Consider the following 12,104-nt stretch of genomic DNA (forward strand, 5'->3'; position numbering starts at 1 on the left):
GGCAAGTTACGAAATCAGTATTGTAGCTCAAAATTCGGATTTGTATTAGGTTAATACAAAAGACCTAGTTACCTTTGCAACATGGCAAAATACGAAGAACTGATCGAGGAATTAAAATCGGTTAACCCGGAAGAAGCAGCGCGTTTGGAAGAAGAAATTGACATTATTGTACATAAGTTAAAATTCCTTCCTGCAGAAAGTTATTCTAATGTGATTTTATTGAATCAACAGGAAGATTTTGAGCCGTATACATCTACTGCCATAGCTGAAAAAGTGAAAATCGCTGGCGGCAACTTGATGGATAGTCTAGATGCTAATCCCGATAAAATCATTATTATACAACAAGACGAATCTCTTTATAGTACGCTTCCATTACTTCTTAATCAACCCACGATTATACATTCGAAAGCGTTCACAAATAATGAAATTTATATCATCCATCGCATCGAATTCGATAAAGAAGATATAGACTACCTCGCCGATACCGAGATTTTAGCCGAGATATTACAGCCAAAATATTTCTTCTACGGAAGAGATGGGGTCGACTGGGTTAAGTTTGAAACAAACTAAACAATAAGGGCTTGAAAAATTTTCAAGCCCTTATTGTTTAGTTTAAGAATTTCTTCCGAAGAATGACATATAATTTATCAACAGTTTGCGGCTTTTCAGACCAGCCGTTCTTCAATGCGTAATTAGATTGTAAAAAAGCATCCGCCTCGGCAAAATTATCAAAACGATTTAACAGCTCTACTGCTTCACTGTAAGCCAAGCTGTAGCCATTGAACAGGTCTTTTATAAACAACAGTTTATCATTTAAACTTATGGCAGATTTCAAATCTAAGATGCGATCACTTGATGTAGAAGTCTGAAATTGTTGTGTAAAATTCGTTCCGGTTTGTTTTTGTTGTTGAATCATCTCATTTAGTGTAAGCGGACGGGACGGTTTCACAGCTTCTTCAAACCTCACCGACTTCTCCTCCACTACCACATGATTGACAATCGGGTCTTCGACCGTTTTTTTAACCACTTCGGCTTGTACATGAGATACAGGCTGCTCGATTGTTTGTTGCTGGATGATAGGCTGCTCTTGTTTTGGAACTTCGGTGATTTCTGCTATCACTGTTTCTTCAACATCGCTCTGAACGACTTCGGCTTGTACCGAGATTTCATTAACGGTACTAACTTCTACAATCTCTTCCTTTATTTTTTGTGTATCTAATTCTTTTTGTCCCAATACAGATGGAGGTGTAAAAACAGGATCAGAAAAGTCTAAGGTTGCCAAATTTCTTAAAGCGTCTATATGGACAGACAGATAATCTATTTTACCGGCAAGCAAAACCAATTCTACCGCATCGGTATTCTCTTCTGCTTTTATATCGGCATATTGTGCATGTATTTCTGCTAATAAAGTATCGATTATCGCTAACAATTGTGATTTAGACTTTGCCATTAGATATATTAAAATTTATAGTAATCATTAAATTTGTTTAAGAAATATGACACATCAAATCTCTTTATTATGATGCAGTTCAAAAATATCTCTCACACTCATACCTCAAAAATAATATATAATTTCGATATTCGTGCAGAAGTATCGCAGGTTTTATAGAAACTTAACAGTTTCTGATGTACATTCAAATTATGCTTTTTTCGGAACACAATTTCAACAATGAAAATAGACAGGCCGGGAGTATTGAGGTCATTTGTGGCTCTATGTTTTCGGGGAAAACAGAAGAATTAATACGTCGGATGAGAAGGTCACAATTTGCGAAACTCAAAGTAGAGATTTTCAAACCTTCTATGGATATCCGCTATGCGGATAAAGAAGTCGTATCTCACGACAGCAATAGCGTCCCCTCTACTCCTATCAGCCATTCGTCTGCGCTATTACTACTAAGCAACGATATAAAGGTAGTTGGAATAGACGAAGCTCAATTTTTCGACGACGAATTGCCTAATGTTTGTATTCAATTGGCAAATAAGGGTATTCGTGTAATTGTTGCCGGGCTAGACATGGATTATCAGGGAAGACCCTTTGGTCCAATGCCGAATCTCCTAGCTATAGCCGAACATATTGTGAAAGTTCATGCCGTGTGCATGCAATGTGGAGCACCCGCAAATTATTCGTATCGTTTTAACGATAATAAAGATATCGTTTTACTGGGCGAAAAAGAAAGCTATGAACCGAGATGTAGATATTGTTACTATAAATTAGTCGAATCTATTTAATAGAGTACTCTCTTACAATTTGCTAACAATGCTTTTGTCAAGTGGAGTCACTGCTGAGCGATACCTGTGTACCAATGTACCCTTTTCATCGATTAAATATTTCTCAAAGTTCCATTTTATATCACCTGTAAAATCGGGATTAGCTTGTGTATTCAAATACCTGAATAACGGATCTATATTATCGCCCTTCACCTCTACTTTCTCAGAAAGAAGAAATGTAACACCGAAATTTTTCTCACAAAACGATTGGATCTCAGCATTAGTGCCCGCCTCTTGATTTCCAAAATTGTTTGCCGGAAAACCAATGATGACAACCTTATCACCGTAAAGGGTATGCAATTCCTGCAATTCTTTGTATTGCTTGGTAAAGCCACATTTTGAAGCGGTATTCACTATCAAAATTTTCTTCCCCTTGAAATCTGACAGACTTACTTTTTCTCCATCCATAGCGGTAAAGGAGAAATCATAAATAGATGTTGGTGGAAGAACCATATTCAACATTACGATTAAAGACATGATAAGCATAATTTTTTCTTTTTATATTACAGCTGCTGGTAATTCATTTCACGTTGAATTACAAATTCATACAGTTCTTCTATTGGTGATTTCAAAATTTTACCAACCCTTACACCATGTACTTCACATACTTCGCGCAGGTGCATATCAAAATAGTAGGCTATCCTTCCCACAAAGTTACATTCGTATTCCCAATAATTGGGATAGCTCATTATATGCGTCCGCACATATTCGTCAAATCCGTTTCTCAACAAGTTATCGATAAAGGGATGCAGCCTATTTTCATTCATAAACTCAGCAAACGATGCTAAATATGAATTAGCGCGTTCCTTTTGGTATATATTTTTAATAACAATTTCTTTGGTCAATCTGTATTTTTCGCCAAATATCTTCGCTAAATCACGGGGCATTTTTTCATATAGATAACTTGTTATCAACTGCTTTCCAAACCATGCCCCTGAACCTTCGTCTCCGAGTACATATCCATTACCATGATGACTTGGTGATAGATTTTCGCCGTCAAAAAAACTAATATCTGATCCGGTCCCTACAGTAGAGACATAACCCTTCTGATGCCCACAAGTAGCGTATGCAGACCCCAATAAATCACTCTCTACAGCTATAAAAGCATGTGGAAATAAATTTGTAAGTGCATTCGAAACAATTTCCCGCCGATCGGGTGTGACACAACCTGCACCAAAAAAATATACTTCTCGTATTTCATCGATATAAGGAATAATTTCAGGAACTTCTTTTATCACTTTTTCAATATCTTTTTCATTCATAAAGAAGGGATTCAAACCTTTAGTTCTAAACTGCAAAGGTTTGCTATCCGGAACATTCAACATCCAATCTGAGCTTGACGAACCACTATCAGCCACTAATATCATAGTTATACTATTTTTTAGGTATCTACACGTACCTCAAACTTAGATAAAATGCTTTGCATTCACGAATACTTGATAAAAAAAATAATTTATGAGTAATTTACTTTTATATGCAACAACCTCTCTCCTGAATCCCGTAAATATTTATTTTGAAGTAGGCTACTTTAAAGTTAATTTTGTCAATTAACGTCATTCACGCAATAGCTTTTTTCTTATCATGTCTTTACCATCCATATTTTTCCAGATATCCTTTGTCGAACCTCAAGCTCATTATGCGGAAATAACCATGCAAATTGAGGGACTACAGAAACCTTTTATAGATGTAAAAATGCCTGTATGGGCACCAGGATCTTATCTAATACGTGAATATGCCAAAAATGTAGAACGGTTCCAGGCATATCGTTCTTCCGAAGAGTTGATTCCACATGAAAAGATCTCTAAAAACACGTGGCGCATATATTCGGACAATAGTGACATCCGAATTCGGTATAGCATATATGGTTTTGAAAATTCGGTACGTACAAATTTCATAGATGACTCCCATGCTTTTCTGAGTCCAGTGGGAACATTTATGTATGTAGACGGTTGCCTGGACTATCCTGTACATGTTCACATTGAAATGCCTGATTATTGGTCAAAAATATCCACCGGATTGGAAAAATCTGTCGATTTAGTGAATACCTATACAGCACCGAATTTTGACATTTTATTCGACTCACCTATTGAAATTGGCAACCAAGATACCTGGTCATTTGATATCGAAGGAACATTGCATGAATGTGCTATGGTAGGTGAAGGAGCTTACGACAAACATAAACTTACTCAAGATATAAAAACCATTGTAGCCGAAGAAAATCGGATCTGGGGATCCAATCCCAATGCATACTATCTCTTTATTACTCACAATTACCAAAGTAGCACTGGAGGGTTAGAACATCTCAATTCGACCGTACTTGCCACTTCAAGATTTGGTTATAGTCAAGAGTCTACCTACAAAAGCTATCTAAGCCTGATCGCACATGAATATTTTCACCTCTGGAATGTAAAGAGACTAAGACCGCAAGCATTAGGACCCTTTAACTATGACGCAGAAAACTACACAACCGGGCTTTGGATCATGGAAGGGTTTACATCATATTACGACAATCTGATCATCAGGAGATGTTCTTTTTATGACGAAAAAGAATACCTTCAGATGCTTGCATTGGATTTCAATACCGTATACAACAGACCGGGACATGAAGTACAAAGTGCGGCATTAGCCAGTCATGACACATGGATAAAACAATATAGGCCAGATGAAAATTCACACAACACCAGTATTTCCTATTACAATAAAGGGGCGATGCTTGCCGCTGCCATAGATTTAAAAATACTCGCAGAGACTCGTGGTCAACAACGGCTAGACGATGTACTCAAAAGGGCTTATCAGAAATTTTATCTGATCGAAAACCGTGGATTTGAAGAATACGAACTCATGGAACTCGTACAGCAGGTTACCAATATAGACGTGTCCGAAATATTCCATGCTGCACACACCTTGGAAGAACTAGATTACAATCTGTATTTCAACAAGGTGGGCTACGAAATTATTGATCTTAATGCCGATGTACAACCTCTTTCAATGGGTATAAAAACAGTGAATAACGACTCACGGATAGTTGTTAAAAATGTAGATCGTGACTCAGGTGCTTGGAAAGGAGGAATCAATGTGGACGACGAAATTCTTGCTATTAATGGTTACCGAGTAGATCCGACCGGTCGCATAATCGATTACATTTTAACGAATTCCAAAGAAGGTGATCGTATAAATATGATCGTTGCACGTGATGGGTTAATCAAAAATCTGGACATACAACTCCAGTATTCCAATAAAAAAACTTTCATCATTCAACGCAAGGAAACCGCTACTGTAGATGAGAGAAGATTGGGAAATATATGGCTTTCTTTAGATTAACAATAAAGGGTGATAAAAAATCACCCTTTATTTTGTTAAAACTTATACCGTATAGAGAGCCCAAAAGGATCAATCAATCGGATTGAACTTTCCTGTATAAAATCAAAATATGGTTTTACATCTAACGATACGGCTAAAGGCGTTGTAGGTATGTTATACTCCACACCTATAATACCATCCACACTAAGGGCTAATTCTGAAGAAGCATTTATTTCATCTCCGGCTGCATTTTTAAAAGCCTTATATGTATGACTCCCTACACTGCCACCTACACCGTAAAACCACGAAAAATCTCCCGTGAGGGGTTTATGCCATTCGTATAAACCAATTACTCTAAAACGACTTGATCTTGAATTACTCTGCACGCTCATGATACCTTCTATTGCGCGATCTTCAGCCAACGTATACCGATAAGTAATACCGGTCGCACTACCGAATCTTGCTCCTACTGCGTGCTGGCTAGGAAGCTGGGCAAATGCATCTTTACAAAAAAATAAAACTGTACCTAATAAAAAAATACTGCGTAGTGTGTTCTTCATATATAAATTTAAAATATTCAACTGTCAAAAGTAATACTATTTTTAAACGTATAAAATTAAAAATAGGTATATATTTAGTGACAATTTATGCGCACTAAAAAGAGTTATTTTGTTATATTCCCGCTATATATAAATTTCCCAAGACAGAGGAGACCTGCCTGCCGGTAGGCAGGGATCGAAAACCGCGTAGCGCTCATTCATCCCATCAAAACTCACATTGATGAATAATTTGTTTTTTTACAAACGTTGTTTCTTTGGAGTTCAAGCCGCTCCGCTGGTATATTCAATGCGATTATACTTGCAAATAAAAGCAAATTTCTCTAAGTTTAGAACAGTTGATCAAAAACAAATTATAAACACACATTAAATTCCACCTATATGAGTACTGCAACTAGATTATTCGACTTATTAAAAGGCAATATTCACGCTTCTTCTGAACAACTCCTTGTTGCAAAACGCCATGAAAACGGGTGGCGTGAATACGAATTAAAGGAAATACTACATATAGTAGACAATCTGAGTAGAGGACTGTTGGCTAAAGGCTTAAAAAAAGGCGACCGCATCGCGCTAATGTCTGGAAATAGACCTGAATGGAATTTCATAGATTTCGCCTGCAATCAGTTAGGTATTGCATCAGTTCCCCTTTATCCCACATTATCCAGCCAAGATTTATCATACATTGTAAAAGATGCAGATGTAAAATATGTCTTTGTCAGCAATGCAGATCTAGCCGCAAGAGTCGACACCGCAATAGCAGAAAGTCAACTTAGCCTTGCTGTCTATACCTTTGAGGATGTCGCTGGCAAGCCAAACTACCAAGAGCTTATCGAACTGGGAAAAAGCCAGGAGACAGACCTTAAACCTTATAATGATGCCGTGGATGAACAAGATTTGCTGACACTGATTTACACTTCAGGTACCACCGGAAAACCTAAAGGTGTATATTTAACACACAAAAACATACTAAGTAATGTAAATGCTTCTGCACATCTACTGACAGATGATTACAGGAAAGCACTTAGCTTTTTACCACTGTGCCATATTTTTGAGCGGATGGTTGTATATCTCTATATTTCGAAAGGCCTCCGTATCTACTATGCAGAAAATCTGGATAACATTGTTTTAGATATCAACAACGTAAAACCCGACCTATTTACCACTGTACCACGCGTTTTAGAAAAAGTGTACGACAAAGTGGTAGAAAAAGGAAAGGCATTGACAGGCATCAAAAAATCCCTGTTTTTTTGGGCGCTGGATTTAGGCCATAAATATCAAGAGCCTCCTTTAAACAGTTGGTGGTACAACTTTAAATTAAGTATTGCGCGCAAATTGATTTTTTCCAAATGGAAAGAAGCGTTAGGGGGAAATATTAAATTAATTATTTCTGGCGGAGCAGCTTTACAAGAGCGTCTTGCCCGGGTATTCTGGGCTGCAGACATCAAAGTCTTAGAAGGCTATGGTCTGACTGAAACATCGCCCGTAGTCGCGGTAAACTCATGGGTTGAAACGGATGTAAAATTCGGAACAGTAGGCCGTGTGCTTAAAAATCTGAGTGTAAAAATCGCGTCAGATGGCGAAATTTTAGTAAAAGGCCCTTCTATTACACCTGGTTATTATAAAAATGAGGAAGCAACCAAAGAATCGATCGATGAGGATGGGTACTTCCATACCGGAGATATTGGCGAATTGACAAAAGATGGCTTTTTACGGATCACCGATCGTAAAAAAGAAATCTTTAAAACCGCCGGAGGTAAATATGTCGCCCCTCAGGTACTGGAAAACAAATTGATGGAATCTACGTTAATAGGTCAGGTAATGGTAGTCGGCGAAAATCAACGTTTTCCTGCTGTCTTGATCGTTCCGGCGTATGAAGAGCTGGAGAAATGGAGTAATTACAAAGGGATATCCAGCACTTCACGAGAAGATCTCATAATAAATGATAAAGTTCTTGCCAAATATCAGCAAGAAATAGAAAAAGCAAATTCCAATTTTGGTCAGTGGGAAAAAATTAAAAAATTCATACTGTTAACGAAGGAATGGACCATTGACAATGGCGAGCTAACACCGAAATTATCTTTGAAGAGGAAGGTTATATTACAAAAATATGAGAGCCAAATAAAAGAAATATATGCAGAGCACCAATAATGCAAATACAACAACCGAGAAAGAATCTTTTTTAGTAAAAGCAAAAGGATTTGGCCGATTATTAATAGATGCAGGAAACGGATTTCTGGAAGACAAGTGCATGAAACTCAGTGCATCCTTAGCGTATTACACTGTCTTTTCTATCGGACCGTTGATTATAATCTTGATTTGGGCGCTCGGATTCTTCTATGGCAATCATCTGGATACATCAGGTGGCGCTCGTGAAGAAGTAATGGATGAACTGAATCATCTTTTTGGGCGGGATATTGTAATATTGCTGGAAGGAGCGATTCAGAAAATATCATTTGAAAACAAATCTAACATAGGTTTGATCATCGGTATATCCACTTTGGTCATCACTTCGACAACCATATTTCTAGATATACAGGTTTCGATCAACGAAATTTGGAAAGTAAAACCAAAACCAAAAAAAGGATGGTTAAAATTAATCATCAACAGGCTCATTTCCTTTTCAATGATATTGGGTTTAAGTTTTCTATTAATGGCCTCCCTTCTAATTAGTAGTATTATTGGTGTCTTCACCTCACATTTGGAAAAGCTATTGGAAAATTGGAATATTCAATTGTGGGATTGGTTAAATACAGGAATCACTTTTCTGGTTATCGCTGTATTATTTGGTTTTATTTTCGCTTTTTTACCTGATGCAAAAGTTCGCTTTAAGGATATTTTGGGAGGCTCACTATTTACGGCTCTCCTGTTCATGATAGGTAAATATGGTATATCATTTTATTTGATCAATAATGCAACTGCAACAGCGTATGGTGCTGCAGGGTCTATTATTATTCTTCTGGCATGGGTTTATTACTCATCAGCTATATTATATTTCGGAGCGGAATTCACAAAAGAATATGCCATAAAATATGGACATGGAATCCAACCCTCTTCCTTCGCCGTTCTTATAAAGCAAACCGAACTAGAAATTGATCCGGAAACAGGTAAACGAGAAGTCGTCAAAAAGCACAATGAGCCCGTACAATAGTGGTTCGATAGACCCGGCTAAGCGCCTAACCTATCAAACTGCTTATTTCACATTGTAATAATAAACTGCGCGGCCTATTTTTCCGGCATCATCTATTCCTTCTACTACTACTTTGTATTTACCATTCCCATCCGCGTTATAGTACTCCAGAGTAACCTGTCCATTCTCATCAATCGCCACAGAAGGATTCCAATATACTGTGCTGCGATAATCATTCGTATTCCGACTTTGATCGGTATCGTATTTTGGAGAGTAAAATGTACGTTCTTTGATATAGCCCAACGGATACATGTCAATAACGTTAGATTTTGGCAACAAGGCTTCTATTTCCGCCAACGACATACGTGGTGCTTTTGGCTTGTCCTTTTTTGTAATGATAGACACTACACCGTCATTTTGATACATACGGCTCACTGTCCCCAGATCATCCCGCAGAAAAATCTCAATAACCTCTATCTCAGCGGGCTGAATGGAATTGAGCGAGGGCTCATCAATTGGCATCCCATTTAAGAAAAACTGTACGGGAACACGGCTACCTTGATTATAATTTCGGGAAATGTAATATTTCAATGTTTGCGAATCATATATGATCCCTGTAAGCATCGAGCTCAAGCACATCGTCAACATATTACATCCGCTAAGACGCTCTCCTTCTATACGATGATCGGACATCGATAGTCCTGATAAAGCCGAAAACTCCTTACTTGTACGCTGCTGTTTAACTACGCCGGTAACTGTTACCTCGTCAATTAGAACAGATGTTCTATACTCATTCTTACTATTCGTAAGGTATGCAGTAAGCTGTTGATCTATATTCAGAACTTCGTTGCTAGTATAAGGATTTCTCAGATCTATAGCGGGATAAAAAGATTGATCCATATTAATCACCAAATTGCGGTAATTGTCATTACTTCTTGCATTTATAGTTACTTTGACAGAATCGGGAAAGACTAAGTTTTCAAACGAAAATCGTCCATTCTGATCCGTATAGGTATCTTTACGTAAAGAACGGGCCGGGATCGACAATAACAGCCCCCCATTTGGATACGGTCTACCTGTATTCAGACGTAATGTACCCGATAGGGAAATACCCTGCTCCGGCAAAAAACTTACTTGCGGAAATTTTTCAGCAATCAAATCATTGTAATCAAATCTCCGGAATCCTTGAGTCATCATTAAAGCATCCAGTGCTTCGGCACGATTTTCTACTTTTTTGTCAAAATAAAAGTTAGGTTTTTCAACATATCCTTTTAAATCCGAGGTCAATAACAAACTACTTATAATTGTATTTTCCTGATGGTCATCATACGGGACTTTCGCTTCATCTATCACGGATACCGAAAGGTGACTAGGTAATTTTTCCGTTGAAATATTCGTAATATCTAATTTAACAGCTTCCTTTTTGCTATAATCCTGCTTATTTAATTTCACCTGAATATTCAATTCAGAATTTCCATTATTAAAGATTAACCGCTCACTAATGGGTTTGCCTTGAGGAGTCAAAACGGTGAATTGTATAATACCACTTGGCAATTCTTCTTTGGGTACAGAAATCAGTAAGGATGAATTTTTTAGCGTAGCCTGTGCTGCGTAAACCAAATGTCCGTTTAGCTGCGCTAAAATATAAAAAGTAGCGTTTTGAATTTTCGAAAAATAATTTTCACTGGTAACAAGACCTATCTGAATAGCCTTATCATCCGATTTATGATAGACTAAATTTACGGTCTCTTCTTTAACGGCAGGCAAATCAAATGTACGGTCCTGTTCACCTTGAATAGTTATCACCGCTTTATAGGATTCGCCCGCTTGAGGATGTAGTAAGAAGTACCCCATTCCCATACCTAAATCTGAAAATTCCGCTACTGTATTTTTTTTACCATCTATCACTACCCCCTTTACAGCTAAGCCCTTTCCATCGGACCCAATAGCTTTGAAGGCAACATTTTTGGCAACCCCGGCAATTAAGTCTCCCCCTTCCGGAAAAAATTGAACATCCGTATCTTTCAGCGCATTTTTAAGCGGAAAGTCACCGACCAAAGCATTCGTACTCTCTCCTTCGACTTTTACGATCAAACGCCCATTTTTCAACAGTTCTTTCTCTTTTGAAGAGAAGGTAATCGTCGCTCTTCCCATATCATCAGTTTCAGATTTTCCTTTGTCAAACGAATCCCATCCATCGATCGCCTCCCAAGTGATTTTGCGTCTGCTTAATAAATCGCCTCTGCCATCTTTAAACTGAATCTGTGCTTTAGTTTTATTGCCTTCGGGTATATACGTAATCGCCGTTCCTAATTTTTTATTAATCGCATCACCTACAGGAACGATTTTATTAAAGAAATATGAACCATCAAAATTCATCATCCATTTTGTATATGCTCTAAATCGATAGTTGTCTTGCTTTACATATTGCGGATCAAGCACCAGATATCCATTTCCGGTACCTTTATTATCTAACGGAATCCGCAATGTTTGCACGAGGGAATCTCTTCCGTTAATAATCTCCACATAACCTACTTTACTGGGGTCGTACTCTACTAAATTGCGGTGTAGATACATTTTAAACCACAAGGTATCACCAACTGCATAATAAGGTTTATCAAAATGAAGATGTACTTTCTCTACCGGATAAACACCAAAATACTTTTGCACACGCTCTACAACAGTATTAATTGGAATTTTAGGTAATTCTTGCCCCTTAGCAGGCAAAATGATCAGCACAAATAATAAAAGGAATAATAAACTTTTGATTTTCTTCATAATACTAAATTAACAGAAATAAAATGATTCATCAAAAAAGGACACGTCTTTCTCTTTTCTCGATCAACCATTTA

Annotated in this window: 10 protein-coding genes; 5 read left to right on the forward strand and 5 right to left on the reverse strand. The window is 37.5% G+C overall.

What is annotated here, in order from left to right:
- The first annotated feature begins 81 nt into the window (after window positions 1-81).
- A complete protein-coding gene (locus tag E4F24_RS11915) occupies window positions 82-570 on the forward strand; it encodes a hypothetical protein (RefSeq protein WP_140939071.1) in 489 nt (162 codons plus the stop codon).
- 37 nt (window positions 571-607) lie between these two features.
- On the opposite strand, the gene E4F24_RS11920 is transcribed toward E4F24_RS11915, so the two are convergent.
- Window positions 608-1,450, reverse strand: coding sequence for a hypothetical protein (locus E4F24_RS11920; RefSeq protein WP_140939073.1), 843 nt, complete (start codon window positions 1,448-1,450; stop codon window positions 608-610).
- Window positions 1,451-1,626: 176 nt separating this feature from the next.
- On the opposite strand from E4F24_RS11920, the gene E4F24_RS11925 reads away from it, so the two are divergent.
- Window positions 1,627-2,229: a thymidine kinase gene (locus tag E4F24_RS11925; protein ID WP_235891216.1), complete on the forward strand. Its 603-nt coding sequence runs from the start codon at window positions 1,627-1,629 to the stop codon at window positions 2,227-2,229.
- A gap of 12 nt (window positions 2,230-2,241) precedes the next feature.
- On the opposite strand, the gene E4F24_RS11930 is transcribed toward E4F24_RS11925, so the two are convergent.
- Complete coding sequence (locus E4F24_RS11930; protein ID WP_140939075.1) at window positions 2,242-2,754, reverse strand: glutathione peroxidase; 513 nt, start codon at window positions 2,752-2,754, stop codon at window positions 2,242-2,244.
- 17 nt (window positions 2,755-2,771) lie between these two features.
- Window positions 2,772-3,635, reverse strand: a complete 864-nt coding sequence (locus E4F24_RS11935) for an N-acetylglucosamine kinase (protein ID WP_140939077.1) — start codon at window positions 3,633-3,635, stop codon at window positions 2,772-2,774.
- 214 nt (window positions 3,636-3,849) lie between these two features.
- On the opposite strand from E4F24_RS11935, the gene E4F24_RS11940 reads away from it, so the two are divergent.
- Window positions 3,850-5,589, forward strand: coding sequence for a M61 family metallopeptidase (locus tag E4F24_RS11940; RefSeq protein WP_140939080.1), 1,740 nt, complete (start codon window positions 3,850-3,852; stop codon window positions 5,587-5,589).
- Between the two features lie 35 nt (window positions 5,590-5,624).
- On the opposite strand, the gene E4F24_RS11945 is transcribed toward E4F24_RS11940, so the two are convergent.
- Window positions 5,625-6,128: a hypothetical protein gene (locus tag E4F24_RS11945; RefSeq protein WP_140939082.1), complete on the reverse strand. Its 504-nt coding sequence runs from the start codon at window positions 6,126-6,128 to the stop codon at window positions 5,625-5,627.
- Between the two features lie 378 nt (window positions 6,129-6,506).
- Here E4F24_RS11945 and E4F24_RS11950 point away from each other — a divergent pair, with 378 nt between their 5' ends.
- Complete coding sequence (locus E4F24_RS11950; RefSeq protein ID WP_140939084.1) at window positions 6,507-8,273, forward strand: AMP-dependent synthetase/ligase; 1,767 nt, start codon at window positions 6,507-6,509, stop codon at window positions 8,271-8,273.
- Window positions 8,257-9,273: a YihY/virulence factor BrkB family protein gene (locus E4F24_RS11955; protein WP_235891217.1), complete on the forward strand. Its 1,017-nt coding sequence runs from the start codon at window positions 8,257-8,259 to the stop codon at window positions 9,271-9,273. The genes E4F24_RS11950 and E4F24_RS11955 overlap by 17 nt, the downstream gene beginning before the upstream one ends.
- A 42-nt stretch (window positions 9,274-9,315) precedes the next feature.
- Here the strand turns inward: E4F24_RS11955 and E4F24_RS11960 are convergent, their stop codons facing one another.
- Complete coding sequence (locus E4F24_RS11960) at window positions 9,316-12,030, reverse strand: carboxypeptidase-like regulatory domain-containing protein (protein WP_140939086.1); 2,715 nt, start codon at window positions 12,028-12,030, stop codon at window positions 9,316-9,318.
- Window positions 12,031-12,104: the final 74 nt, after the last annotated feature.

The sequence above is a fragment of the Sphingobacterium lumbrici genome, assembly GCF_006476045.1.
Classification (GTDB): domain Bacteria; phylum Bacteroidota; class Bacteroidia; order Sphingobacteriales; family Sphingobacteriaceae; genus Sphingobacterium; species Sphingobacterium lumbrici.

Coding starts and splice junctions, on each gene's coding strand:
- E4F24_RS11940 (WP_140939080.1), top strand. CDS start 3,850: ATGTCTTTACCATCCATATTTTTCCAGATATCCTTTGTCGAACCTCAA.
- E4F24_RS11935 (WP_140939077.1), bottom strand. CDS start 3,635: ATGATATTAGTGGCTGATAGTGGTTCGTCAAGCTCAGATTGGATGTTG.
- E4F24_RS11945 (WP_140939082.1), bottom strand. CDS start 6,128: ATGAAGAACACACTACGCAGTATTTTTTTATTAGGTACAGTTTTATTT.
- E4F24_RS11950 (WP_140939084.1), top strand. CDS start 6,507: ATGAGTACTGCAACTAGATTATTCGACTTATTAAAAGGCAATATTCAC.
- E4F24_RS11955 (WP_235891217.1), top strand. CDS start 8,257: ATGCAGAGCACCAATAATGCAAATACAACAACCGAGAAAGAATCTTTT.
- E4F24_RS11920 (WP_140939073.1), bottom strand. CDS start 1,450: ATGGCAAAGTCTAAATCACAATTGTTAGCGATAATCGATACTTTATTA.
- E4F24_RS11930 (WP_140939075.1), bottom strand. CDS start 2,754: ATGCTTATCATGTCTTTAATCGTAATGTTGAATATGGTTCTTCCACCA.
- E4F24_RS11915 (WP_140939071.1), top strand. CDS start 82: ATGGCAAAATACGAAGAACTGATCGAGGAATTAAAATCGGTTAACCCG.
- E4F24_RS11960 (WP_140939086.1), bottom strand. CDS start 12,030: ATGAAGAAAATCAAAAGTTTATTATTCCTTTTATTATTTGTGCTGATC.
- E4F24_RS11925 (WP_235891216.1), top strand. CDS start 1,627: ATGTACATTCAAATTATGCTTTTTTCGGAACACAATTTCAACAATGAA.